Genomic DNA, 24,767 nt, shown 5'->3' with positions numbered 1-24,767 from the left:
CGCCCGCTGGAGTGACCCCCGCGGGCGAAGAGCGGCGACATATACGGAAGGCCGCCGCAGAGTCAACGCCGAACCCGGCGGAAATTGAGCGCCCGCCGGATTACGCGCCCCGACGGCGCGCCTCAATCCAGGGCGCAGACGTCCGGCAGGCCGCGCAGGGCGCCGGCGTGGTCCAGGCCATAGCCGACCAGGAAGCGGTCGGGAGCCTCCCAGCCGACGAAGTCGGGTTCGGGCGCGCGGGGCCTGGGCCAGGGCTTGCGGGCGAAGACGCAGGTCAGAACCTCGGACGCGCCGGCTTCCCTCGCGATGCGGACCGCCTCCGCCAGGGACAGGCCGGTGTCGAACACGTCGTCCAATATAAGGACGCGACGGCCGGCGATGGGGCGCTGGAACGGGGCGTAGACGTCGATCCGGCCCCGGCTGGACTGTTCGTCGCCATACGAGGCCAGCCACAGGGCGTCGAAGCGGACGTTGCGGCCGACGCGGGCCAGGGCGCGGGTCAGGTCGGCGGCGAACCACAGGCCGCCGGTCAGCAGGACGGCGGCGACCGTCTCGTCGTCGATCGCGGGCGCGATGCGCCGGGCCAGCTCGGCGACGATGCGGGCGACATCGGCCTCGGGCAGGAGAACGGTCGGCGTCGGGGAGGGATCAGCCATGATGCGAGGCCGATACCGCCTTGCCGCGGGGCTTGTCCACCGTCGCCTTGCCTACCGTCGCCTTGGCCGGGGCGGCGTTCGCCGGCCGCGCCTCGACCGGGGCGGCGTGGGACGTATCGGCGCCGGGCGCGGTCGCCGAGCGCAGGCCGTGCGCGGCGGCCTGGCCCACCTGGCCCGCAGGCGCTGCCGGGGAGGCCGCAGACGAAGGGGCGTGATCGGCGCCGGGGGGCGTCGCGGGCTTTTCCCCATTACCGATCGAAGCCTTGGCGCGCGCGGGCGGCGCGGGCGCGAAGTCCACGCCGATGCCGGCCCCGTGCCCGCCGGGATCGGGGATCAGGGCGGCGAACCCCTGGACCTTGCCCGGCAGGACGGGCGGTCCGTCGATCCTGACGATCTTGAAGCCGACCTCGGCGCCCTGGGCGTCCAGCAGGGCGACGCGGATGGGCGGCGACACGATCTCGGCGTCGCGCCCATTGCGCACGGCGCCGGACACCAGGACCATGCCCGGCCGGTTCGGCGCCGACTTGGCGGTCAGGGCCTCGAAGTCCAGACCCACGACGTTCACCGGCGCCCCGACCATCGCATAGGCCGACGCCGCGCGCGGGAAGGCCCGGACGATCTCCACCCGAAAGACGAAGGCGGCGACGACCAGTCCGATGAAGACCGCCGCCAGCGCGGCCCAGACCACGCCCTGGGCGGCGGCCCGCCGCAGCTTCTTCTGGCGCTCGGCGCGGGCGCGGAAGGCGCGGGGCAGTTCCGGCGCCGGGGTCTCGGCCAGGCTGGCGGCTTCGGGTTCCGGCTCTTGTGGCGCCGGCTGCGCAGCGGGCGTCGCCTCGGGCGTCAGGATCAGTTCCAGCGGCTCGTCGGGGGTCGCGCGCCACACCTCGCCGCAGGACTGGCAGCGCACCTTGCGTCCCTGCGGCCCCACGGCGTCGTCGGGAATGAAATAGCTGGTGGCGCAGGCGGGGCAGGTCAGTATCATGTGGCTGACTGCGAGGCTGTCGCCCCCTCCCGCGAGGCGCGACGTCGCGCCCCCTATTTCCTGAACCCTGTCCATGCCGTCCGCCGAACCCGCCGCCATGACCGAGACCATGACCGAGACCGCGCGCCTGTCGGGCGTCGGCTTCGGCTATGCAGGCGCGCCCGACGTGCTGCGGGACGTTAACCTCATTCTGCCCCGCGGCTCTTTCCACTTTCTTACCGGGCCTTCCGGGGCTGGCAAGTCCTCGCTGCTGCGGCTCCTGACCCTGGCGGACCGGCCGCTGAGGGGCGGTCTTTGTCTGTTCGGGGCCGATGTCTCGCGGATCGACCGGCGCGACATCCCTGCTTTCCGCCGGCGGATGGGGGTGGTGTTCCAGGACTTCCGCCTGCTGGACCATCTGTCCGCCTTCGACAACGCCGCCCTGCCGCTGCGGCTGGCGGGCGGACGAGAGGCCGACTACGCCGCCGACGTCGAGGAGATGCTGAAATGGGTCGGGCTGGGGCGGCGCATGGACGCCCTTCCCCCCGCCCTGTCGGGCGGCGAGAAGCAGCGCCTGGCCATCGCGCGGGCCGTCATCGCCCGCCCCGGCCTGATCGTGGCGGACGAGCCGACCGGCAGCGTGGACGCGGTCATGGCCGACAAGCTGCTGCGCCTGTTCCAGTCGCTGAACAGGCTGGGGGCCACGGTCCTGATCGCCAGCCACGACGAGGCCCTGGCCCAGCGGTCGGGCGCGCGCGTCCTGCGGCTGGAGGGCGGTCGGCTGCACGCGCCGGGACCGGCGGCCGCATGATCCGCCTTTCGGACTTCACGCCTCGCTGGGCCCTGCCGAAGCTGCGTTCGCCGTTCGGGCGGGGGCGGGCCGGCCTGTTGCCGCCGGCCGCGGCCGGCGAGCCGTGGCTGATGACGGTGATCGCGGTCCTGTGCTTCCTGGCCTGCCTGGCCGCCGTCGCCGCCTCCGCCGCCGACCGCGCCGCCCACGGCTGGGCCAGGCAGCTGGGCGCCGAGGCCACGGTCCAGGTGCGCCCCCGCGTCGGCGAGACCGGCGACACCGCCGCCGGTCGCGCGGCCGAGACCCTGGCCGGCGTCGAAGGGGTCGAGGAGGCCGCCGCCCTTGACCGCAAGGCGGCCGAAGACCTGCTGCGCCCCTGGCTGGGCGATGCGATCCTGCCCGACCTGCCGCTGCCCCACCTGGTCACGGTTCGGCTGGACCCCGAGGCGCCGGCCAGCGCCGTGACCCTGAGCCGCGCCCTGGCCGAGGCGGGGCTGGACGCCACGGTCGACGACCACAGCCTGTGGCGCGGCGAGGTCGAGCGCTCGGCCAATCTGATCACCGTTCTGGCCGGTGCGGCCTTCCTGGCCACGGCCTTCGCCGCCGCCGCCGCCATCGCCTACGCCACCCGCGCGGGACTGGCCGCCGGACGCGGCGTGATCGAGACCCTGAGCCTGAACGGGGCGACTGACGGGCGGATCGCCGGCCTGTTCCAGCGCCGATTCGGTGGGCTTGCGGCCGGCGCTGGCGTGATCGGGGCGGGGTTGGCCGCCGTCCTTGTCGCCGGTCTGCGCCTGCTGGGCGGATCGGGCGGTCTGACGGCGGCCCTGCCGGTGGCGTGGGGCGACCTCCTGCTGCTCTCGCCATGCCCGCTGCTGGCCGCTACGGTCGCGGTTCTGGCCGCGAGATTCGCCGCCATGCGGGTATTGGCCTCGGATGCGGGCGGGGGGGACGCATGAGATTGTTGAGCGTCGTCTTCATCGCCGGCCTGATCTGGCTGGTCGGCCTGTTCGCCTTCGCCCATCGGGTGCGCGAACTGACGCCGGCCGAAGACCCCGCCCGCGCCGACGCCATCGTGGCCCTGACCGGCCCCTCGTCCGAGCGCGTCAACGCCGCCATCCGCCTGTTGGAACAGGGCAAGGGCGAGCGGGTGCTGATCTCGGGCGTCAACCGCGAGGTGCGCCGCCGCGAACTGCGCGAACTGACCCCCGGCTCCAGTCGCCTGTTCAACTGTTGCGTCGATCTGGGCTTCGAGGCCGAGGACACGGTGGGCAACGCCCAGGAGATCGCCGCCTGGGCGCGGTCCAAGGGCTATCGCAGCCTGATCGTCGTGACCTCCGACTATCATATGCCGCGCTCCCTGGTGGAGATCAGGGGCCAACTGCCGGGCGCGACCCTGACGCCCTACGCCGTCTCGACCCCCTCGCTGGACAATGCGCGCTGGTGGCGGGCGGCGGTGACGGCGCGGCGGATGACGCTGGAGTATATGAAGTATCTCGCCGTGCTGGGCCGCGAGGGCGTGCGCCGCCTGACCGGGGACCGGCCCGTCCCTTCCGTTTCCGCCGAAAAGGCCCCGCCTAAGTGAATATGCTGCGTTCCCTCCTGTTCGCCGCCTGGCTCTATCTGTCGATGCCGATCTTCGCCATCGGACTGTCGCCGGCGCTTGTGATGCCGCATCGGTTCGCCATGGGCGTCGTCAAGCTGTGGGCCAGGACGGTGCTGTTCGGCCTGCGCCGGATCGCCGGCGTCAAGGTCGATTTCCGGGGTCTGGAGAACCGGCCGTCCGGGGCCGCCCTGGTCGCGTCCAAACACCAGGGGATGCTGGACATCGTGGCTCTGCTGGCGGTGCTGCCCGACGCCTGTTTCGTGATGAAGAAGGAGCTGATGCCCTTGCCCTTTTTCGGCTGGTTCGCCTGGAAGACCGGGATGATCGCCGTAGACCGCGCCGGCCACGCCAGGGCGCTGAAGGACATGACCCGCCAGGCCCGGGCCCGCCTGTCCCAAGGCCGCCAGATCGTGATCTTCCCCGAGGGGACGCGCAACGATCCGGGCGTGCCCGGCGACTACAAGCCCGGCGTCGCTGCCATCTACCGCGACCTGGAGGGGCCGTGCTGGCCGGTGGCCACCAACTCGGGCCTCCATTGGCCCGCCCATGGCTTCCGCCGCCGCCCCGGCGTGGCCGTGTTCGAATTCCTGGAGCCGATCCCCGCCGGGATGAAGCGCGGGGCCATGATGGCGTTGCTGGAAAGTCGCATCGAGACGGCTTCGTTGGCGCTGTTGGAGCCAAAGGCGGCGCTTGTGCACTCTGACCCGGCCTGACCTGTCGGATCGGGCGCCGCCAATGGAAACGCCCGTGCTTCGTCCCCTGCTGCTCTCCGTCGCCTTCGCCGCCGTCGCCGGTTCCGCCTTGGCCCAGTCCCAACCCTATGAGCAGGTCGAGGCGCCCAAGACCTGGCGCGTGGATGTCGGCGGGGGGATCACTCACGGCTTCAGCGCCACGGGAAATACGGGCGACGACGTCAACTACACCGCCTGGGGTTCCGCCAGCTACAAGGACGTCGTTTACGCCAACGGCCTGGACGGCGTGGGCTGGAACGCGCTGAAGACCGACGACCTGCGCGCCGGGGTGCAGATCCGGCCCCGCTTCGCCGCCGGCGACATCGAAGGCTCCAGCCTGGATCGCCCGGGCCTGGGGGCCGACGCGGCCCTTTACGCCTACAAGCGGTTCGGCGGAATCGTCGTCGGCGGCCGGATATCCCAGGATGTCTCGGGCGACGACGCCGGGACCCAGTATTTCGCCTCCGTCGGTCATCAGCGCGTCACGCCCGTCGGCCTGCTGCGCGTCAGCGGCTATGTCACGGGCGGCAGCGACGAACGCATCCAGCGCTACTACGGCGTAACCGCCGAACAGGCGCCGGGCAGCGGCTACCAGCCCTATGAGGCCTCGGGCGGCCTGTCGGGCGCCGGCGCCGTCGCCTTTTTGGCTGTTCCGGTCGGCAAGCGTTTCGGCGTCGGCGGCTTCGTCAACTACGAGCAGCGGCTGGGGGACGTCAAGGACAGCCCCCTGGTCAGCGACGACCACGTGTGGCGCGCCGGCCTGATCGGCGTAATACGCTTCTCCAGCGCGGATTGACCGCCCTTTTTGAGAAGCATGACGGCATGACCGAAGACCCGACCAAGGATTCCAACGGCAACATCCTGGCCGACGGCGACAGCGTGACCCTGATCAAGGACCTCAAGGTCAAGGGGTCGGGCGGGGTGACGCTGAAGCGCGGCACGATGGTCAAGAACATCCGCCTGACCGGCGATCCCGACGAGATCGAGGCCAATGTCGAGAAGGTGCGCGGCCTGGTTCTGCGCACCGAGTTCGTCAAGAAGGCCTGACCCTCTTCCCAAGCGCTGCGTCAGCCGCCATCTAGCGGCCATGACCGACACCCTCGCCGCCCCCGCCCCCGCCCCCGCCGCCACGCATGGCAAGATCCCCGTCACCGTCCTGACCGGCTATCTGGGGGCGGGCAAGACGACCCTGCTGAACCGCATCCTGACCGAGGACCACGGCAAGCGCTACGCCGTGATCGTCAACGAGTTCGGCGAGATCGGCATCGACAACGACCTGGTGGTCGGCGCCGACGAGGACGTGTTCGAGATGAACAACGGCTGCGTCTGCTGCACCGTGCGCGGCGACCTGATCCGCGTCGTCGCCGGCCTGATGAAGCGCCAGCGCCCCGGCAAGCCCGCCTTCGACGCCATCATCGTGGAGACGACGGGCCTGGCCGATCCCGGCCCGGTGGCCCAGACCTTCTTCGTCGACGAGGACGTCAAGGCCAAGACCCGGTTGGACAGCGTCACCGCCCTGGTCGACGCCAAACACGTCATGGCCCGTCTGGACGATTCCAAGGAGGCGCGCGAACAGGTGGCCTTCGCCGACCGGATCATCCTGAACAAGGTCGATCTGGCCACGCCCGAGGAGCTGGACGCGGTCGAGGCGCGTCTGCGGGCGCTGAACCCCTTGGCGCCCATCGTGCGGGCCGAACGGTCGAACGTGCCGCTGGACCAGGTGCTGGGCGTCCACGCCTTCGACCTGGAGCGGATTCTCGAGGTCAAGCCGGACTTCGTGAACCCGCCGCACGGCGCGGACGGCCATGTCCACGACGAGCACTGCGGCCACGACCACGACCATCATGGTCATGACCATGACCACGGGCACGGCCACCACGACCACGCTCACAGCGCGCGCGGACACGCCCACCAGGACGACATCAAGGGGATATCCCTGTCTCTGGACCGGCCGCTGGACGGCGCCAGGTTCACCGCCTGGCTGGACAGACTGCTGGGCGAGCAGGGCCAGAACATCCTGCGCGCCAAGGGCATCATCGACGTCAAGGGCGAGGACCGCCGCCTGGTCTTCCAGGCCGTTCACATGATCCTGGAGGGCGATCTGCAACGCGAATGGGGCGCCGCCGAGCGCCGCTGGAGCCGGGCCGTCTTCATCGGCCGCGATCTGGACGAGGCCGAGTTGCGCCGCGGCTTCGAGGCCTGCGCGGCCTGAGCGGGCCGACGGCAGCCCCCACAACAGCACCCGATAACGGCCCTGGACAGCGTTTCATGAGCATCGACATCCTGGTGATCGGCCTGCCGGCCCTGGCCGACGACATCCTGACCCGACAGGCGACGGAGCGGGGCTGGACCCTGCATCATCCGGGCGCCGACGGCCTGGCGCCGCCCGAGATCGCCCAGCGGATCGTCGCCGTCGCGGCCTCGGGCGCCGTCAGCGTGGACGCCCGGCTGATCGACGCCCTGCCGGCATTGAAGATCATTTCCGTCCACGCCGTCGGCTACGACCTGACCGACGTCGCCCACGCCCGGTCGCGCGGCGTGGTCGTGACCCACACGCCCGACGTTCTGAACGACGACGTTGCGGACATGGCGCTATTGCTGGCGCTGGGGACGCTGCGGCGCCTGCCGGCGATGGATGCCTATGTGCGCGCCGGCCGATGGGCGTCGGAGGGGCCGCCGCCGCTGTCGCGCCGCGCGACAGGTTTGAAATACGGGCTTCTGGGTCTGGGCCGCATCGGCCGGGCCATCGCCGAGCGCCTGGCGCCCCTGGCCGGAGAGATCGCCTATCACACCCGTCGCCCGGTCGGAGACGCGCCATGGCGGCACGTGCCGGACCTGGTGGAACTGGCGGGCCAGGTCGATGTGCTGGTCGTCATCGTGCCCGGCGGCGCCTCGACTCGCGGCCTGGTCTCGGCCGAGGTGCTGGACGCCCTGGGACCGAACGGCGTGCTGATCAATGTGGCGCGCGGCGAGGTGGTGGATCAGGACGCCCTGATCGCGGCCCTGGCCTCGGGCCGACTAGGCGGCGCCGGCCTGGACGTTTTCGCCGACGAACCGAACGTCCCCCAGGCCCTGATCGACAGCGACCGTTGCGTCCTGGCGCCCCACGTCGCCTCGGCCACTGTCCAGACGCGCCAGGCCATGGCCGATCTGATGATCGCCAATCTGGAGGCCGTTCTGTCGGGCCGCCCGGCGGTCAGCCCCGTTCCCGACTGATCAACGCCTCGAGGGCGCGCGCAGCATAGGCGTCGGCCGCGCTGGATCGGACGAAAGCAGGTTGCGCCCCAGCGCCCGGCCCTGCCCGGGCACGTCATAGCTGATCGGCGTCGGACAGTTGTTCCGGTCGCGCAGGTCGAACAGCAGATAGCGTCTCGCCTCGCCCTCGTCCCGAGACAGAGGACCGGGGCGATCGGTCGCCGCGCCGGCCCGGCGCCGTTCGGACCCGCAGACCGGCATGGCCCGGCCCACGACCGGCGACGGCCTGACCATCGCCGGATCGACGACAGGGGCCGAGTGAAGGATGGCCGCGCCATCGACGACGATCCGCATCAGCAGGGACAGCATCGCAAACCTCCAACCTGAGGCGACAGATTACATCCACAACCTGCGATCGCCTAGATCGACTTGACCGCCCCGCCGTCCAGCCGGATCAGCGAGCCGGTGATATAGGCGGCCAGGGGACTGGCCAGAAAGGCGGCGGTCGCGCCGAACTCCTCGGTCGAGCCTATGCGGCCGACGGGGATGGACTTGACCGAGTCCGCGCGCGCCTGCTGCGGCGTCATGCCTGTCCGTTCGGCCGCCGCCCGGTCCAGACGGTCGATGCGCGGGGTGTCGATCCGGCCGGGCAGCAGGGTGTTGACCGTCACTCCGTCCGGCCCGACCTCGTTCGCCAGGGTCTTGGCCCAGGCCGCCACCGAGGCCCTGAGCGTATTGGACACCCCCAGAGCCGCCGACGGCTCGACCACGGTGATGGAGGCCACGTTCAGGATCCGCCCCCAGCCGGCCGCGCGCATGGCCGGCAGAACCCGGTCGGTCAGGCGGAAGATCGACAGCACCATGGATTCGAAATGATCGCGCCACACCGCCGGCTCCAGTCCCGACACGCCGGACGGTGGCGGGCCGCCGGTGTTGTTCAGCAGAATCTCTACCGGCCCGCCCAGTTGCGCCTCGGCCTGGTCGACCGCCTTAAGGAGCCCCTCGTGATCGGCCAGGTCCGCCGTCACGAAGCCGGCGCGGCCCGGCCCCATGGCGTTCAGCGCTTCGGCCGCCTCCGAAAGGGAAGCGGCGTGGCGCGACAGCAGGATCACATGGACGCCCTCGGCGACCAGAGCCGTCGCCACCGCCCGCCCCAGGCCGGACGATCCGCCGCAGATTAGGGCGCGTCTACGCTGAAGTTTCAGGTCCATCGTCGTCTCCGAACAAGAAGGCGATCCCGATATCGGGCGCCCGGCCCGCCGAGGCAACGGCGCGTTAACCGATGCGGCGCAACCCTCGTCCCCGAGCGGCCCGCGACGGCCGCCGGGACAGGCCGGGGAGGGCTTAGCCCCATGTCGACCAAGATGACCTCGGGCGTCCGCCGCCACAGCGATCATTTCGAGCCGCAGGACGCCGACCCGCAGGAGCAGCGCCGCCTGCGCGGCCAGCTGGAGCAGATCGACTACGCCGCCTATGTCGCCAACAAGGAGGTGATCGGCCAGGCCCTGACCGGGGTCGACGCCGCCTCGCTTCAAAAACTGGCGGTCATGACCGCCGCCGCCCGCGCCAAATGGGTGGCGGAATCGCTGCGCTTGGCCCAGTCCGGCTCGGCCGCGACCCCCGACCAGATCGCCCGCCTGACCGGGGCCCGCACCGCCTTCGACGAATTGGCAGAAGCCTACGAGGCGCTGCGCCGCATGATCGAACGCGGCTACGTCGCCCTGCGCTGAGACGCCGCGCGCCGCACCGCCCCTGACCCATCGCTCAGAAAACGCCTGGTGGAGCCGAGGGGAGTCGAACCCCTGACCTCGTCATTGCGAACGACGCGCTCTACCAACTGAGCTACGGCCCCGTCCGGCTGGATCGGGTTTCACAGGCGAGGGCGGACATAGAAGGCGGGCGGCCGTGGTGTCAACGGACTTGTGCGCGCAATCGGCGCAGGGGCGACACGGGCGTTGTCGGGCGGGGCGCGAACAGGCTAGAAGCGCCGTTCCGGCAAGGAGGCACGGTTCATGGGTTACGCGATCGTCTGGTTGATCAACACCGTCGTCAGTCTGATGATCTGGCTCATCATCGCCCAGGCCATTCTGAGTTGGCTGGTGGCGTTCGACGTCGTCAACTATCGCAACCGCTTCGTCTATTCGGTGGGGACTTTCCTGGACAGGATCACCGCCCCCCTGCTGGAGCCGTTCCGGCGCATCATTCCCAACCTGGGCGGCATCGACATCTCGCCCATCGTGGTGATCCTGCTGCTGCAGTTCCTCAGCGTGCTGTTCAACCGCACGGCGGCGCCGGCGCTGATCCAGCTGTTGGGCTGAGGCGACACGGGGGGCGGAATCTGGCCTTCGAGCGTCGATCCGCTCTTGCGCCGCGCGCCGTCCTTCCTAAAGGTGCCCGCCCGACCACTTTCGACCACGGTTCATGAGCACGATCTCCACAGTCGCCATTCTGGGCGCCGGACAGATGGGCGCAGGCATCGCCCAGGCCGTCGCGCTGGGGGGCTATTCGGTGCGGCTGTACGACGTCGCCTCCGGACGTCTGCCGCTGGCCCAGGGGGAGATCGCCGCCAGTCTGGCCCGGCAGGCGGGGCGGGGCCTGGTGGATCGGGCGGCCGCCGACGACGCCCTGGCCCGCATCGTCCTGACCGGCGGGATCGCCGAGGCGGTCGCGGGCGCCGATCTGGTCATCGAGGCGGCCCTGGAGGACGAGACGGTCAAGAAGGCCATCTACGCCGAGGTCGTGCCCCACCTGAGGCCCCAGACGCTGATCGCGTCCAACACCTCCTCCATCTCGATCACCCGTCTGGCGTCCGCGACCGACCGGCCCGACCGGTTCGTGGGCCTGCATTTCATGAAGCCGGCCCCGACCATGAAACTGGTCGAGATCGTGCGCGGCATCGCCACCTCGGCCGAGACCCATTCCGCCGCCGTCGCCTTCGCCGAGAGCCTGGGCAAGACGACCACGGACGCCGAGGATTTCCCCGCCTTCATCGTCAACCGCATCCTGGTGCCGATGATGAACGAGGCGATCTTCGCCCTGTACGAGGGCGTCGGCAACGTCGCCTCCATCGACAAGGCGCTGAGGCTGGGGGCCAACCATCCGATGGGTCCGCTGGAACTGGCGGACTTCATGGGGCTGGACGTCGTCCTGGCCATCATGAACGTGCTCTACGACGGCCTGGCCGACAGCAAATACCGGCCCTGCCCGCTGCTGGTTAAATATGTCGAGGCGGGCTGGCTGGGACGCAAGAGCGGGCGCGGCTTCTACGACTATTCCGGTTCGACGCCGGCGCCGACGCGATGAGCCGGTTCGAGACCTATTCCGACCTGCCGGGACAGGCGGTCATCGCGGCGCGCCCGGCGCCGCTGTATCCCATCCTGGCCTGTCTGGCGGGGGCGGCCTGGCCGCCCCTGTGGGCGACGCTTCTGGTCTGGCCGCCGCATGCGGTCCTGCCGGGACGTGACATGGACTGGCGGCTGGTGGTGCTGCTGATCGGGCTGATCGCGGTTCCCCTGGCCCTCTATCGCATCCTGGCCGAGCGCCGGCGCGACGGACGGCCGGGCACGCGGCTGGGCGTGGTGTGGCGCTTCATGCTGTACGGCGGCCTGGCGGCGGCCGCGGTGCAGATCGTCATGGCCGTGGCCATGAGCGTGATGGGCTGGTTCGAGGCCGGCGACGTCATGCAAGCCCTGGGGGCTACGGAGACGACCCTGCTGATCTTCGGCGTCGGCGGCCTGCCCATCGCCATGGTCGTGGGCGTCAGCTACGCCCTGTGGGCCGGCCTGTGCGCGGCCTTCATCGCCTTCGAAACCCGACCTGCGGTCAAGGATCGCCTGGGCTTGATGCCCAAGGGTTGATCGCCGGCGCCCGGCGTTGCGCCGGGAATCGACGCGGGGATTGACGGGAAGGCGTGGCGCGCGGAAAGCTGGAGCCGATCGAGGATCGGGGGGTCCGCAGAATGCCGCAGTCGCAAACCCGGCCGGATGCGCAGGCCGAGCCCGCCGCGGAACGCATCGCCACTCTGGACCTGGTGCGCGGACTGGCGGTGCTGGGCATATTGGCGGTCAATGCGGACGGCTTCGCCGTCACCCTGTCGGCCTATGGAAATCCGGGACTGTGGCCCTTTCCAGAGACAGGCGTCTCGGCGGCGGCGCAGTGGATCGTGGACGCCCTGTTCCACCAGAAATTCATCTCCCTGTTCTCGATGTTGTTCGGCGCCTCGCTGTTTCTGGTCGGCGGGGAGCGCGGGGACGTCCGGCGCGGGCGCCTGTTGCGGCGACGGCTGTCCTGGCTGGTCGCGATCGCCCTGATCCACGGGCTTGCGATCTGGTGGGGGGACGTGCTGCTGCTCTACGCCTGGTCGGGGCTGTTCGTGATGCTGGCGCGGTCGTGGCGGCCGGTCGTTCTGTTTCGGGTCGGGCTGGTGTTGTTCGGCCTCTTTTCCCTGGTGCAGATCGCCGGGCCGCTCAGCCTGCAGTTCGCGCCGGCCGATGTGCAGGCGCGGATCGCCGCTCAGATGACCCCCGCCGCCGCCCAGATCGCCCAGGTGAAGGCCGACATCGCCGATGCGGCCGGATCCCTGGCCGGCGCCTATCGCCAGAACTTCAAGGCCTGGACGCAGTTGCAGCTGTCCAGTCTGACGATCTTCGTCTTTCCGACCGTGGGGCTGATGATGATCGGCCTAGGGCTGTTCAAGACCGGATTTTTGAGCGGCGCCCTGCCCGCGCGCCTGTACCGCCGGGTCGCGGCGGCGGGGGCGGCGGCCCTGGTCGTGATCTGCGGCCTGACCTGGACGGACGATGTGGCGCGTATGGAGATGATGTGGACGGCCGGGGTCGAGGGGCTGCTGAACCCGCTGATCGGCCTGGCCTACGCCTCGGTCCTGATCCTGATCTGGAAGGCGGGACGGGCGGGGGCGCTTAGGCCGCTGGCGGCGACGGGGCGGATGGCCCTGACCAACTATCTGGCCCAGTCGATCATCATGACCAGCCTGTTCTATGGGGGACGGGGGCTGGGGCTGATGGGACAGGTGGATCGGCCGATGCTGTGGGCCGTGGTTATCGGCGTCTGGGCCCTGCAGTTGACCTGGTCGCCGCTGTGGCTGTCGCGCTTCCAGATGGGGCCGGCCGAATGGCTGTGGCGCAGCCTGACCCGCGGGCGGCGGCTGCCGCTGCGAAAACCGGGCTGACGATGCTTTTATCGCCGGCGCGAACCGACTAACTGAAGGGCATGGCCGCCCCGGACACCCCCGCCGAAACCTTCAAGCGCGCGCTGGGCCAGACCGCGCGGGCCCTGGCCGAACAGCCCGAGCTGGAGGTGGCCTTCGGTTCGGACGGGCCGCGCCTGGCGAACGGCGTCCTAACCCTGCCCCATCCGCCGCGCGACCCGTCCGGCCCCGAAAGCGCGTCCCTGCGCGGCCAGGCCGACAGGCTAACCCTGCGGCTGGCCAACCACGACACGGCGGTCGACGGCCGGATGCGGCCCGCCGACGCCAAGGCGGCCGAGGTGTTCGATGCGGTTGAACAGGCCCGCATCGAGGCCGTCGGATCGGAGCATCTGGCCGGGGTGCGCGACAATCTGGGCGCCGCCCTGGCGACCCGGCTGGAAAAGACCGGCGCCCTGAGAATCAACGAGGCCGAGCGGGTGCCCATGTCCGAGGCCGTCGCCCTTCTGGTGCGCGAGCGGCTGACCGGGCGTCCGGCGCCCGACGGGGCCAAGCCCATGCTGGACCTGGTGCGCGCCGGGATCGAGGCCAAGGCCGGCGGCCGTCTGGACGCTCTGACCGGGATTGCGGACGACCAGGAGGCCTTCGCCCGCAAGATGCACGAGGTGCTGCGCGCGCTGGACCTGGACCCAGGCGACGGACGCGGCGAGGACGCGGCCGAAGACCCCGGCGACGAGGAGCCCGATCCCCAGGACCCCGCCGCCGACGACGATCAGGACCAGGAGGAGGAAGAGGACGGCGGCGAAGGCTCCCAGTCGATGGAGGGCGACGCCGACGATCAGTCTTCGGATGATGAGCGCGAAAGCCGCCCCGACGGCGCCCCCGCCGACCCCGACGGCGAAGGCTCGGACGAAGGCCCCGAACTGCAGGAGGGCCAGCAGCCCAACCGGCAGCAGACCGCCGACGACGGCCGCGCCGTCGACGTCTACCGCGTCTTCACCACCGCCTTCGACGAGGTGGTGGACGCCGCCGACCTGTGCGACCCGGTGGAGTTGGACCGGTTGCGCGCCCTGCTCGACGGCCAGCTGGCCATCCTGTCCAGCGTCGTGTCGCGGCTGGCCAACAAGCTGCAACGCCGCCTCCTGGCCCAGCAGAACCGCGCCTGGATCTTCGACCTGGAAGAGGGGATGCTGGACACCGCCCGCCTGACGCGGATCGTCACCGACCCGACCGCCCCCCTGTCCTTCAAGGCCGAGAGCGAAAGCCCGTTCCGCGACACCGTCGTCACCCTGCTGCTGGACAACTCCGGTTCTATGCGGGGACGGCCGATCATGGTGGCGGCGGTCTGCGCCGACATCCTGGCGCGCACGCTGGAGCGATGCGGCGTCAAGGTCGAGATCCTGGGATTCACCACTCGCGCCTGGAAGGGCGGACAAAGTCGGGAAGCCTGGATCAGCGCCGGCAAGCCCCCCAATCCGGGGCGGCTGAACGACCTGCGCCACATCATCTACAAGGCCGCCGACGCGCCGTGGCGCCGCGCCAAGAAGAGCCTGGGCCTGATGATGCGCGAGGGCCTGCTGAAGGAGAACATCGACGGCGAGGCCCTGCAATGGGCGCATGGCCGCCTCTTGGCCCGCTCCGAGCAGCGCCGCATCCTGATGGTCATCTCCGACGGATCGCCGGTCGACGATTCGACCCAGTCGGCCAACGCCGCGCTTTATCTGGACAAGCACCTGCGCCAGGTCATAGCCGAGATCGAGAACCGATCGCCGGTCGAACTGCTGGCCATCGGCATCGGCCATGACGTGACCCGCTGGTATCGCCGCGCCCTGACCATCGTCGACGTCGAACAACTGGCCGGGGCCATGACCGAGAAACTGGCCGAACTGTTCGAAAACGAAGGGGCGGCGCCCGCGCGCCGGTCGCGCCGCAAGGCGGCAGCATGAGCCGTTTTCGTCGTCTGGCGGTCCTGTGGGCCGCCCTGTCGCTGACGGCCTGCGCCGCGTCCCTGGGCGCGCCGCGTCCCTATCCGCTGGCGGCGGACGGCTGGACCCCGGCCGCGGCGGAACTGCGAAGCGTCGGCCTGGGTCTGCCCGGCGGTGCCAAGCTGGCGCCCGGCGTGCATTTCGCGGGCGGGCTGAACATCCTCGCGGCGCCGACCTCGCCTCTGCACAGCCTGTCGGACCTGAAGCTGACCGGCGACGGCGGCCTGATTTCGGTGTCGGACGTGGGCGACCTGGCGCGCGCCGACATCCGACTGGATGGGCAGGGGCGTCTGATCGGGCTGGACCGTCTGCGCACGCGCCGGCTGACGCTCCAGAACGGCCAGCCGATTTCGGACAAGTCGGACGGCGACGCCGAGGGTCTGGTCCTGACCGAATCCGGCGATCTGCTGGTCAGTTTCGAGCGGCGTCACCGAATCTGGAACTATGGTCCGCTGACCGGGCTGAGCGACCGGCCGACGTCGGTGCGGTCGCCCGACTTCGCCTTCGCCGAGAACGACGGGATGGAAGGGCTGGCGGCGGCGCCGAACGGCTGGCGGGTCGCGGGCGAGGCCGGCGGTCTGTGGGACTGTTCGCCCGCCCGCTGCGTCGTCGTGACGCCGCCGCCCGGCGCCCCGATCCCCGACAGCGAATACCGCATCACCGGTATCGACCGCGATCCGTCGGGGCGGGGATGGTTCGTCGTCCAGCGCCGCTATCGCGCGCCCATCGACGCCCGCGCCCATGTGCGTCGCCTGGCCCCCGACGGAACCCTGGGGCCGGTGCTGATCGAATTGAAGCTGCCCGGCGTCACCGATAATTTCGAAGGGATCGCCGCCGAGACCAGGAACGGCAAGACGCGGCTCTACATCCTGTCGGACGACAACTTCAGTCCGGCCCAGCGCACCCTGCTGCTGGCGTTCGACCTTGGCTGACGATCAGGCGGCGCCCGCCAGGGGTTCGGCCGCGACCTGAACGCCCTGCAGCGCCCGCACGAAGTCGTCGCGCCAGATGCCGACGTCGGTGTCGCGCACCACCTGCATCAGGGCGTCCCATTTCCGTATCCGCTCGGCCTTGGGCATGGTCAGGGCCTTCTGGATGGCGTCGGACAGCTCCTCGCGGCTGTAGGGATTGACCAGCAGGGCCTCGCCCATCTGCTCCGCCGCGCCGGCGAAGCGCGACAGGATCAGCACGCCGGGATCGTCCGGGTTCTGGGCGGCGACATATTCCTTGGCCACCAGGTTCATGCCGTCGCGCAGCGGCGTCACCAGCCCGACCCGCGCCGCGCGATAGATTCCCGCCAGCTGGTCGCGCCGATAGGTGCGGTTTAGATAGCGGATCGGCTGCCAGTCCATGTCGGCGAAGGCGCCGTTGATCCGCCCCGCCAGGGCGTCCAGCCGCGCGCGGATGTCCTGATAGCTGTCCACGTCGTCGCGCGAGATCGGCGTGACCTGCAACAGGAAGACCTCGCCGCGCATCGAGGCGTTGTCCTGAAGAAACTGCTCATAGCCCAGGAGCCGCTCCTCCAGCCCCTTGGAATAGTCCAGCCGGTCCACGCCCACGATCATCGACCGAAACGCCGCCGAGGCCGCCATCCGGTCATAGGTCCGCGCCCCCAGGGTCGAATTGCGCGCCGCCAGGAAGCCGTCCACGTCGATGCCGATGGGAAAGACCCCGGTCTGGACGCGGCGGCCGAAACACTCCAGCCCGCCGTGGCCGAACAGCTCGCCCTGCGCCTCAGACACGACATAGTCGGTGAACAGATCGCTCCATTCGCGGGTGTGGAAGCCGATCAGGTCGAAGGCGAACATCGATTCCACCAGGCGGCGGTGGTGGGGCAGCGTCACCAGGAGCTGGCGCGCCGGCCAGGGCGTGTGCAGGAAGAAGCCGATCCGGTTCTTGACCCCAAGGCGGCGCAGATCCCGCGCCATCGGGATCATGTGATAATCATGGATCCAGATGATGTCGTCCGGCTGGATCAACGGGACCAGCACCTCGGCGAAGCGGCGGTTCACCCGCTCGTAGCCTTCGCCATAGGACCGTTCGTACTGGGCCAGGTCGATCCGGTGATGGAACAGCGGCCACAGCGTCTTGTTGGCGTAGCCGTTGTAGTATTCATCGACGTCCTGGGCCTCCAGATCGACCAGGCCCACGGTGACGCCGGCGCGATCCTCGATCTTCACCTCGCCGGTCCATTGCTCGACCGTTTCGCCGGACCAGCCGAACCACAGGCCGTCGTATTTTCGCAGCGCCGCGGACAGGGCCATGGCCAGGCCGCCGGCCGACCCGGCGGCAGGGTCCGTCGGGGCGGACACCCGGTTGGAAACGACGATCAGTCGGCTCATGATTCCACTTCGTTCGGCGACCCCGGGCCCGGGGCCAGACAAATCAACGCACGTCGGTCCAGGATCGGCTCAACAACACGGCGCAATTGATGATGCCGACCAGGGAATAGGTCTGGGGATAGTTGCCCCACAGTTCGCCGTCCTCGATCGAAATATCCTCGCTGAGCAGGCCGGCGACGGTGCGACGGTTCAGCATCTCCTCGAAGATGGCGCGGGCCTCTTCGATCCGGCCGTTCTGATGCAGCGCCTCGATGAACCAGAAAGTGCAGAAGTTGAAGGCAGTCTCCGGTTCGCCGAAGTCGTCCGGCTCGACATAGCGGAACAGAAACGGCCCCTTCTTCAGATCGCGCTCGATGGCGTCGAAGGTGGCGACCTGACGGGGGTCGTGCGCCTCCAGGAAGCCCAGGTCGGTCATCTGCAGCAGAGAGGCGTCCAGCTCGCGCCCACCGAAGCTGGCGGCGAACCGGCCTTCGTCGGGCAGATAGGCCTCGGCCTCGATCCGTTCGCGGATGAGGCGCGCCCGCTCGCGCCAGACCTCGGCCCGGTGCGGCAGGCCCAGATGCTCCGCCGCCTTGGCCAGCCGGTCGCAGGCGGCCCAGCACATCACCGACGAATAGGTGTGGACCCGCGCGATGGTGCGGAATTCCCACAGGCCGGCGTCGGTCTGGTCATGCATGGCGAAGGCCCGCTCGCCGACCTTCTCCAGCGCATGGAAGTCGTCGATGGTGCCGGGCCGCAGCAGCCGCTGGTCGTAGAAGGCCTGAACCAGTGGCAGGACGATCTGTCCGTATACGTCGTGTTGCAGATGCTCGTGGGCCTGATTGCCGATCCGCACCGGCTTCATGCCGCGATACCCCTCGACCGTCTCGACGATGCTTTCGCCGATGCCCGGCTCCAGTCCCACGCCATAGACCGGCTGGACGTGGCCGCCTGCGGAATCGTCGACCAGGTTCCTGAGATAGACGAGATAATTCTCCAGGATGTCCACAGCGCCCAGCCGGTTCAGCGCCCGCACCGTATAATAGGCGTCGCGGATCCAGCAGTAGCGATAGTCCCAGTTGCGCCCGCTCTCCTTGAACTCGGGCACCGAGGTCGTCATGGCGGCGACGATGGCCCCCGTCTCCTCGTAGGCGCACAGTTTCAGGGTGATCGCCGCCCGGATCACCGCCTCCTGATAATCCAGCGGCAGATAGAGTTTGCGCACCCAATCCTGCCAATAGGCGACGGTGCGGTCCAGCGCCGCCTGGACGCCATGACCCACGTCCTGATCGTAACCCTCGTCCGGCCCCAGGAAGAAGGCGTGCGGCCGTTCCAGGCGGAACACCCTTTCCTCCAGAACGTGCGACACCGGACAGTCGGTGGTCAGGCGGAACGTCACCTCGGCGCACCGATAGCGGATGTGGTTGGAGCCTGAGGTGTGGGGCGCGGGCCGCGCGCCCCAGTCGGTCGCGGGCCGCAGCCGGACGCGGATGCGCGGCGTGCCCGACAACGGCCGCACGATGCGCGCGAAGGCCAGCGGCCGATAGGTCCGCGAATGTTTCGGATGGCGGGGGGCGAAGTCGATGATCTCGCACGACGACCCGTCCTTGGCCCTCATCACGGTGCGCAGGACGGGGGTGTTGCGGACATAGGCCTGTTCGATCGCGGCCATCCCGTCCATCTCGATCGCCCAGAAGCCGTGGTCGGGGTCCGATCCGTCCATCAGGGCCGAAAAGACCGGATCGCCGTCGACCCGGGGCGCGCAGGCCCAGACGAAACGGCCCCGGCGGTCGATCAGGGCGCTGACCGCGCAATTGCCGATGGGAAAGAGGTCCAGGTTGGGCGTCATCGGATCAGGCCTCCGCTACGGCTTCGAGCCAGGTCAGGACATCATCCACGTCGTCCAGGCGGTATCGCGCCGCCGTATCTCGCTCGGGGCCGACCAGAACGCCGTAGCCGCCCAGCGCCGCCGCGGCCTCGAATCCGTATTCGTCGGTCAGGTCGTCGCCCAGCATGACCGGGACCGCACCCTGGAACGGCGCCTCGTGCATGAAGGCGGTTACGGCGGCGCCCTTGTCTGCGCCGGGGGTCTTAAGCTCCACCACCATATGCCCAGGCTGGCAGGCCAGGCCCGTCTGGTCGACCAGTGCCCGCGCCAGCGCCTTCGCCGGGCCGGCGGCGTCGGGGGCCAGGCGATAGTGCAGGCCGACCGACACGCCCTTGTCCTCGACGATCACCCCCGGATGGTCGGCGGCGAAGACCCTGAAGGCGGCGAGCGCGCGCGCCACGCCCGGGTCGGCGACGCGTCGCTGGATCGAGCCGTCCTTCAACCGGCGCTCCAGGCCGTGAACGCCCGAGCCGGACACTAGGGCGTTATCGGAAATCCGGTCGATCTCCGCGATGGTGCGGCCGCTGACGATGGCCACGCGCCCGTCGAGTCGGGCCTCGACCGCCTTCAGCGCCGCGGTGCGCCGCGCGACCGGCCCGACCGCATCGGGCGTCGGGGCCATCGGGGCCAGCACCCCGTCCATGTCGAGAAACAGCGCGATCCCGTCGGCGACGACAGGGGGGCGCGCAAGCAACAGTTCGGCGGCTCCGGCGTGAGACGGCATGGATCGTCAGACTCTTTAATCAACTTCCCCAGCAACGCTAACACGCCAGGGCGGCAAAGGTTGACCCGAAACCGACAAAGTCGTCTGAAAGGGAGACGCGCGCCGATGTCCGCAACTCTCGCGGAGCGCGCGCCGCGTAAACAAGGAGCGCCCGGTTGCGGGCCGCTGAGACAATGACCGAGATCGTCCATTCCGCCCCCCAGGACATCGCCGCCATGACCGATCGCGCCCGCGAGGTCGTCCGGCTGAACGTCGAAGCGCTGGAGGCGCTGGAGCGGTCCATCGACGTGTCCTTGGCCCGCGCCGTCGACGTGATCATGAGCCGGCCGGGCTATGTGGTGGTCACGGGCATGGGCAAGTCGGGCCATATCGGCGGCAAGATCGCCGCGACCCTGGCCTCGACCGGCACCAGCGCCTTCTTCGTCCACCCGGCGGAAATGAGCCACGGCGACCTGGGGATGCTGCGGCCCGACGTGACGCTTCTGGCCATTTCCAACTCGGGCGAGAGCCGCGAACTGCGCGATCCGCTGATCTATTGCCAGCGCAACGACATTCCAGTGATCGCCATCACCCAACGGCCGGCCAGCTTCCTGGGCCGCAACGCCGCCGTCTGCCTGACCATGCCGCGCGTCGCCGAGGCCTGTCCCAACGGCCTGGCGCCGACCACATCGACCTTGATGACCCTGGCGCTGGGCGACGCCCTGGCCATGGTGCTGATGGACCGGCGCCAGTTCACGGCCATGGATTTCGGCCTGCACCATCCGGGCGGCGCCCTGGGCATGAGCCTGCAGAGCGTGCGGGAATGGATGGGCGACAACGCCGCCGCGCCGGCCAGCGTGCCGCTGAACGCCGATTTCGGCGAAGTCGTCTCCGCCATCACCGAGGGACGCAAGGGGGCCGTGGCAGTGCTGGACGAAAACGGCGCCCTGGCCGGGATCGTCACCGACGGCGACCTGCGCCGCGCCTTCCAGCGCGACACGACCAATCTGAAGGCGTCCGACATCATGGGCGCCAATCCGATCACCGTCGATCCCGACGCGCGGATGAGCGACGTGGTCGACCTGCTGACGGCCAACAAGATCGCCAATCTGTTCGTGGTCGAGGACGGTCGGCCAACCGCCATCGTCCATATCGCCGAACTGATGCAGGCCGGCTACGTCGCCTGATCATGCGTATTCTCTATGACGCCAGCCGGCTGATGAGCCGGGCCGATCGCTCCGCCCCGACCGGCGTGGACCGGGTCTGTCTGGCCTATGCCGAATGGTTGCTGGGAGCGCCCGGCGTCGCCGTCCTGCCGGTGCGGGGCCGCAAGAACCGGCTCGCGCCGGTCGATCCGGCTTGGTTCGGCCGTTTCGTCGCCGATCTGCGCAGCCGCTGGAACGGCGCCGCCGCTGCGCCGGCCGACCGGGCGCACGAGGCGCGGCTGCTGGACGCGCTGACGGCGCCGACGCGCCCGGCTGTCTCCGTCATCGGGGCCCCGCCGGCGCCGGTCCAGGACAGGCCCGCCGACAAGGGGCGGGTGCTGAAGCAATTCTTCCGCTCCCGCTATGTCTCGCCCCTGCCCGACGCCGACCTCTATCTGAATGTCGGCCATACCACCTTGCACGAGCCTACGGCGCTGAAGGCCCTGGAGGCGGCGGGGATCGAACGCGTCGTGCTGATCCACGACCTGATCCCCATCACCCATCCCGAATTCTGCCGACCCGGCGACGGCGACAAACACCACGCCCGCGTCGCCAACACCCTGCGCCACGCCAGCCGGATCATCGTCAACTCGGCCTATACGCGCGAGGAGTTGCAGGCCTTCGCCAGAAGGGAAGGCCTGCCTCGGCCGCCGATCCACGTCGCCCACCTGGGCCTGGAGCCGGCCTTCGGCGCCGGCGACGCGATCGCAGCGCCCCGGCCCTATTTCGTCCATGTCGGCACCATCGAGGCGCGCAAGAACCTGGCGCTGCTTCTGACCCTCTGGCGGCGGCTGGAGGAACGGCTGGGCGAGCGGACGCCGTCTCTGGTCCTGGTCGGGCGCTATGGCTGGGAGAACGAGGCGGTTCTGGACCACCTGCAACGCTCGCCCAATCTGCAAGGGGTGGTGCACCAGGCGTCCAACCTGTCGGACGCCGCCCTGGCCCGGTTGATGCGCGGCGCGCGGGCGGTCCTGGCGCCTTCGTCTGTCGAAGGGTTCGACCTGCCCGCGGTGGAGGCCTGCGCCATGGGGCTGAGGCTGATCGCCTCCGATATTCCGCCGCACCGCGAGCTGACGCCGGACGCCGAATTGATCGACCCGCTGGACGGGCTGGGCTGGATGGAGGCGATCGAGCGCGCGACCCTCGCGCCGGCCGGCCCCGCCTCGGTCTACGCCGCCCCGGCCTGGAGGGGGCATTTCCGCATCGTCGCCGAGGCCATCGGACTTGAACGCGCTTCGCCTCTGGCGAGCGCGGTCAAAGGCTTGTAATCAATCCGCGAACAAGGGCTTTCCCGCTTCATGACGCGCATCATCCTGCCGCTTGCCATCGTCGCCATCCTGGGCGGCTGCTCCACCCTGCCGCGCGACGGGCCGTCGGGCGGCTCGGTCAACGCCGGGGCCACCACCGCCTCGACCCCTGGCAGCTACGCCCTGGTGCCGCTGACCTATGAAGTGACCGAGCGGATCAAACAGGTTCCGCCGCAGTTCTTCGGCTCCCTGGCCGCCGGCTCCAGCGACCAGCCCGCCGATGTGATCGGCGAGGGCGACACCCTGGCCATCTCCATCTTCGACCCGTCCGGGTCGCTGTTCGGCGGAAGCCTGGGGGCCGGCTCGACGTCGGGCCGCAGCGCCGCGACCCTGTCGGGCGGCAATCAGGCCTTGCCGGGGGCGACGGTCGACCGCAGCGGATCGGTGACGATCCCGTTCGGCGGCCAGGTCCGCGTCCAGGGCCTGACCTCCACCCAGGCGGCGGCGGCCATCCGGCGCGCCCTGGTCGGCAAGGTCGCCAATCCTCAGGTGCTGGTCTCGATCGTCGGCAATGCTTCGAACACCGTCAATGTGCTGGGCGACGTGCGCCAGCCGGGCCGCGCGCCGCTGGGCGTCAACAGCGACCGCATCCTGGACGTCATCGCGGCGGCCGGCGGATCGGCCCGCACCACCGACGACCTGATCATCAGCATCCAGCGCGAAGGCCGCACCTACACCGCCCCCTTGTCGGCGGTCACGACCGAGTTCGGCGAGAACGTGCGCCTGCAACGCGGCGACGTGGTCAACGTCCAGTACAAGCCCCGCCGCTTCTCCACCTTCGGCGGTCTGAACGCCGTGACCCAGGTCGACATGCCGGCCGGTCCGATGACCCTTACGGGGGCCATGTCCAAGGTCGGCGGCTTGAACACCAATACGGCCAATGCGCGCCGGGTGCTGATCTTCCGTTTCGAACGCCCCGAAGTGGCCCAGGCCCTGGGGATCAGCCAGCCCGCCACCCCGCGCGGCGTGCCGGTGGTGTATCAGCTGGACTTCGCCGACGCCGCCAATGTCTTCGCCGCGACCAATATGCAGGTCATGCCCGAGGACGTGATCTACGTGCCCCTGGCCGGCGCCGCGGAGATGCGCAAATTCTTCGAAGTGGTGCAGAGCCTGACGCGCGTGGTCTACGACGTGTCCGTGACCAGCACGCTGAACAACAACTGAGCCCGTGGCAGGCGGGCGACTGTCGATCCGTGGCCTGTTTCGACAAAGGCCCGCCGACGTCCCGCCCGCCGATCGGGTCGATCCGTTCGAGCGGCCGGAGGCGGCGGCGCCGGCCGAGCCCGATCCGCTCAGCCTTGCGCTGGACGAGATCGAGGCCGGCGCTTTGGACATCTACGCCAAAGGGGGGCTGCCCACTCAGGGCGGCCACTACCGACGCGGGACGGACGGCGACGGCTGGCGTTTCGTCGCCGCCGAACTGACGCCCCAGGAGCGGTTCGCCCTGGCGCTGGAGCACCCGCCGGAGCAGGGCTGGCGCTTCGCGCGCCTTCAGGATTTGGGCGCGCGATCCGAACGCGAGGATTTGCGCGCCGCCTCGCGTCTGCTGGGCGAAATCGCCCGCCTCAGGGCCTCGCGCCGCGAGGTCCTGACCCGGGATCATCTGCTGACGGCGATGGAACTGGGGGCCGCCTGGCGGGCGCTGCGCGACGCCCAGCCGATCCGCGCCTCGCGCCTGTCGCTGTCCGTCCCGGATGCGCCGGAACCGCCGGCCCCGCCGAGGCCGACCGCACGCGACAAGCGGCGAAAGCCGCGTTAAGGACCCCGTCTCCCCGATCACAAGGCTTTTCCCCGATGCCCGACGCCCCCGAACAGCCGCCCGCCTTCCAGCCCGTCGGCCGCATCATCGCCATGCCCGCCGACACCAACCCCGAAGGCGACATCTTCGGCGGCTGGCTGCTGGCGCATATGGACCTGGCGGGGGCGACCCCGGCGTTCGAACTGGCCTGCGGGCGCTGCGCCACAGTGGCGTTGGACAGCATGGTCTTCCACCAGCCCGTCTCGGTCGGCGACGAGGTCAGCATCTACGCCCATGTCATCGGCTCGGGCCGCACCTCGATCCGCGTCCATGTCGAGGCCTGGAAGCGCGCGCGGGGCCAGCCCCAGGCCGCCTCGGCGCGCGTGACCCAGGGCGTCTTCACCTATGTCGCCATCGACGAACACCGCAAGCCGCGCCCGCTTCCCGGCAAAGACTGAACCGGTCTACTCGGGTTGACAGTCACGCAACCTCGATGAAATACATCGGTTTGAGGGGG

Annotated in this window: 27 protein-coding genes and 1 tRNA gene; 20 read left to right on the top strand and 8 right to left on the bottom strand. The window is 69.9% G+C overall.

All coding sequences use genetic code 11. The features are described from left to right. Nucleotides 1-122: 122 nt before the first annotated feature. Nucleotides 123-656, bottom strand: coding sequence for a phosphoribosyltransferase (locus AC0L6G_RS13960; RefSeq protein ID WP_291537133.1), 534 nt, complete (start codon nt 654-656; stop codon nt 123-125). After that, complete coding sequence (locus tag AC0L6G_RS13955; RefSeq protein WP_473252501.1) at nt 649-1,638, bottom strand: MJ0042-type zinc finger domain-containing protein; 990 nt, start codon at nt 1,636-1,638, stop codon at nt 649-651. Before AC0L6G_RS13955 ends, AC0L6G_RS13960 begins: the two co-directional genes overlap by 8 nt. A 73-nt stretch (nt 1,639-1,711) precedes the next feature. Between AC0L6G_RS13955 and AC0L6G_RS13950 the strand changes: the two genes are divergently transcribed. Genes AC0L6G_RS13950 through AC0L6G_RS13915 form a run of 8 tightly spaced genes read left to right on the top strand, consistent with a single transcriptional unit; the run spans nt 1,712 to nt 7,960 of the window. Further along, nucleotides 1,712-2,428: a cell division ATP-binding protein FtsE gene (locus AC0L6G_RS13950; RefSeq protein ID WP_473252500.1), complete on the top strand. Its 717-nt coding sequence runs from the start codon at nt 1,712-1,714 to the stop codon at nt 2,426-2,428. Then, nucleotides 2,425-3,366 carry a cell division protein FtsX gene (locus tag AC0L6G_RS13945; RefSeq protein WP_473252499.1) on the top strand — a complete coding sequence of 314 codons (942 nt, stop codon included), beginning with the start codon at nt 2,425-2,427 and terminating at the stop codon, nt 3,364-3,366. Before AC0L6G_RS13950 ends, AC0L6G_RS13945 begins: the two co-directional genes overlap by 4 nt. After that, the gene (locus AC0L6G_RS13940; RefSeq protein WP_473252498.1) at nt 3,363-3,992 is read left to right on the top strand and encodes a YdcF family protein; all 630 of its coding nucleotides are present in this window, start codon (nt 3,363-3,365) and stop codon (nt 3,990-3,992) included. Before AC0L6G_RS13945 ends, AC0L6G_RS13940 begins: the two co-directional genes overlap by 4 nt. Continuing rightward, nucleotides 3,989-4,726 (top strand): lysophospholipid acyltransferase family protein, encoded by a 738-nt coding sequence (locus AC0L6G_RS13935; protein WP_473252497.1) that lies wholly within the window; start codon nt 3,989-3,991, stop codon nt 4,724-4,726. Before AC0L6G_RS13940 ends, AC0L6G_RS13935 begins: the two co-directional genes overlap by 4 nt. A 34-nt stretch (nt 4,727-4,760) precedes the next feature. Next, complete coding sequence (locus AC0L6G_RS13930; RefSeq protein ID WP_291537123.1) at nt 4,761-5,540, top strand: MipA/OmpV family protein; 780 nt, start codon at nt 4,761-4,763, stop codon at nt 5,538-5,540. A gap of 26 nt (nt 5,541-5,566) precedes the next feature. Continuing rightward, a complete protein-coding gene (locus AC0L6G_RS13925) occupies nt 5,567-5,791 on the top strand; it encodes an alkylphosphonate utilization protein (RefSeq protein WP_473252496.1) in 225 nt (74 codons plus the stop codon). 40 nt (nt 5,792-5,831) lie between these two features. Further along, nucleotides 5,832-6,956 carry a CobW family GTP-binding protein gene (locus tag AC0L6G_RS13920; protein ID WP_473252495.1) on the top strand — a complete coding sequence of 375 codons (1,125 nt, stop codon included), beginning with the start codon at nt 5,832-5,834 and terminating at the stop codon, nt 6,954-6,956. A 56-nt stretch (nt 6,957-7,012) separates the two neighbouring features. Further along, the gene (locus AC0L6G_RS13915; protein ID WP_293827989.1) at nt 7,013-7,960 is read left to right on the top strand and encodes a 2-hydroxyacid dehydrogenase; all 948 of its coding nucleotides are present in this window, start codon (nt 7,013-7,015) and stop codon (nt 7,958-7,960) included. Here AC0L6G_RS13915 and AC0L6G_RS13910 read toward each other — a convergent pair whose 3' ends face one another. Both AC0L6G_RS13910 and AC0L6G_RS13905 read right to left on the bottom strand, forming a co-directional pair. Next, the gene (locus AC0L6G_RS13910) at nt 7,961-8,308 is read right to left on the bottom strand and encodes a hypothetical protein (RefSeq protein WP_293827990.1); all 348 of its coding nucleotides are present in this window, start codon (nt 8,306-8,308) and stop codon (nt 7,961-7,963) included. It lies immediately after the preceding gene. Between the two features lie 50 nt (nt 8,309-8,358). Next, complete coding sequence (locus AC0L6G_RS13905) at nt 8,359-9,150, bottom strand: SDR family oxidoreductase (protein ID WP_293827991.1); 792 nt, start codon at nt 9,148-9,150, stop codon at nt 8,359-8,361. A 141-nt stretch (nt 9,151-9,291) separates the two neighbouring features. Here AC0L6G_RS13905 and AC0L6G_RS13900 point away from each other — a divergent pair, with 141 nt between their 5' ends. Further along, nucleotides 9,292-9,669: a hypothetical protein gene (locus AC0L6G_RS13900; protein WP_293827992.1), complete on the top strand. Its 378-nt coding sequence runs from the start codon at nt 9,292-9,294 to the stop codon at nt 9,667-9,669. Nucleotides 9,670-9,715: 46 nt separating this feature from the next. Here the strand turns inward: AC0L6G_RS13900 and AC0L6G_RS13895 are convergent. Next, nucleotides 9,716-9,791, bottom strand: a tRNA-Ala gene (locus AC0L6G_RS13895). A 160-nt stretch (nt 9,792-9,951) separates the two neighbouring features. Here AC0L6G_RS13895 and AC0L6G_RS13890 point away from each other — a divergent pair. The 6 genes from AC0L6G_RS13890 to AC0L6G_RS13865 all read left to right on the top strand — a co-directional run bounded on the left by AC0L6G_RS13890 (nt 9,952) and on the right by AC0L6G_RS13865 (nt 16,020). Next, on the top strand, nt 9,952-10,257 hold the full coding sequence (locus tag AC0L6G_RS13890; RefSeq protein ID WP_293827993.1) for a YggT family protein: 306 nt from the start codon (nt 9,952-9,954) through the stop codon (nt 10,255-10,257). A gap of 103 nt (nt 10,258-10,360) precedes the next feature. Then, complete coding sequence (locus AC0L6G_RS13885) at nt 10,361-11,242, top strand: 3-hydroxybutyryl-CoA dehydrogenase (RefSeq protein ID WP_473252494.1); 882 nt, start codon at nt 10,361-10,363, stop codon at nt 11,240-11,242. Then, entirely contained in the window at nt 11,239-11,796 is a 558-nt protein-coding gene (locus AC0L6G_RS13880; protein ID WP_473252493.1) for a phthalate transporter, read from the top strand. The genes AC0L6G_RS13885 and AC0L6G_RS13880 overlap by 4 nt, the downstream gene beginning before the upstream one ends. A 101-nt stretch (nt 11,797-11,897) precedes the next feature. Further along, nucleotides 11,898-13,127 carry a DUF418 domain-containing protein gene (locus tag AC0L6G_RS13875; RefSeq protein ID WP_473252492.1) on the top strand — a complete coding sequence of 410 codons (1,230 nt, stop codon included), beginning with the start codon at nt 11,898-11,900 and terminating at the stop codon, nt 13,125-13,127. Nucleotides 13,128-13,168: 41 nt separating this feature from the next. Next, entirely contained in the window at nt 13,169-15,049 is a 1,881-nt protein-coding gene (cobT, locus tag AC0L6G_RS13870) for a cobaltochelatase subunit CobT (protein WP_473252491.1), read from the top strand. Then, on the top strand, nt 15,046-16,020 hold the full coding sequence (locus tag AC0L6G_RS13865) for an esterase-like activity of phytase family protein (RefSeq protein WP_473252490.1): 975 nt from the start codon (nt 15,046-15,048) through the stop codon (nt 16,018-16,020). Before cobT ends, AC0L6G_RS13865 begins: the two co-directional genes overlap by 4 nt. Nucleotides 16,021-16,023: 3 nt before the next feature. Here the strand turns inward: AC0L6G_RS13865 and AC0L6G_RS13860 are convergent, their stop codons facing one another. From AC0L6G_RS13860 to otsB, 3 genes are read right to left on the bottom strand one after another with little or no spacing between them, the layout of a single operon-like run. Next, nucleotides 16,024-17,430: an alpha,alpha-trehalose-phosphate synthase (UDP-forming) gene (locus AC0L6G_RS13860; RefSeq protein WP_473252489.1), complete on the bottom strand. Its 1,407-nt coding sequence runs from the start codon at nt 17,428-17,430 to the stop codon at nt 16,024-16,026. 43 nt (nt 17,431-17,473) lie between these two features. Beyond that, nucleotides 17,474-19,258 carry a glycoside hydrolase family 15 protein gene (locus AC0L6G_RS13855; protein WP_473252488.1) on the bottom strand — a complete coding sequence of 595 codons (1,785 nt, stop codon included), beginning with the start codon at nt 19,256-19,258 and terminating at the stop codon, nt 17,474-17,476. A gap of 4 nt (nt 19,259-19,262) precedes the next feature. Further along, nucleotides 19,263-20,021, bottom strand: a complete 759-nt coding sequence (gene otsB / locus AC0L6G_RS13850; RefSeq protein ID WP_291537086.1) for a trehalose-phosphatase — start codon at nt 20,019-20,021, stop codon at nt 19,263-19,265. A gap of 173 nt (nt 20,022-20,194) precedes the next feature. Here otsB and AC0L6G_RS13845 point away from each other — a divergent pair, with 173 nt between their 5' ends. From AC0L6G_RS13845 to AC0L6G_RS13825, 5 genes are read left to right on the top strand one after another with little or no spacing between them, the layout of a single operon-like run. After that, nucleotides 20,195-21,187, top strand: coding sequence for a KpsF/GutQ family sugar-phosphate isomerase (locus AC0L6G_RS13845; protein ID WP_291537085.1), 993 nt, complete (start codon nt 20,195-20,197; stop codon nt 21,185-21,187). A 2-nt stretch (nt 21,188-21,189) separates the two neighbouring features. Beyond that, complete coding sequence (locus AC0L6G_RS13840) at nt 21,190-22,473, top strand: glycosyltransferase family 4 protein (protein WP_293827318.1); 1,284 nt, start codon at nt 21,190-21,192, stop codon at nt 22,471-22,473. A gap of 30 nt (nt 22,474-22,503) precedes the next feature. Next, nucleotides 22,504-23,676 (top strand): polysaccharide biosynthesis/export family protein, encoded by a 1,173-nt coding sequence (locus tag AC0L6G_RS13835; RefSeq protein ID WP_293827317.1) that lies wholly within the window; start codon nt 22,504-22,506, stop codon nt 23,674-23,676. Between the two features lie 4 nt (nt 23,677-23,680). Further along, on the top strand, nt 23,681-24,271 hold the full coding sequence (locus AC0L6G_RS13830) for a hypothetical protein (protein WP_293827315.1): 591 nt from the start codon (nt 23,681-23,683) through the stop codon (nt 24,269-24,271). A gap of 35 nt (nt 24,272-24,306) precedes the next feature. Further along, nucleotides 24,307-24,708, top strand: coding sequence for an acyl-CoA thioesterase (locus AC0L6G_RS13825; RefSeq protein ID WP_293827313.1), 402 nt, complete (start codon nt 24,307-24,309; stop codon nt 24,706-24,708). Nucleotides 24,709-24,767 lie beyond the last annotated feature (59 nt).

This window comes from Brevundimonas sp. D3-1P, assembly GCF_055809335.1.
Note: the sequence above shows the minus strand (reverse complement) of the source record. Positions and strands in the feature narration are given on the sequence as shown.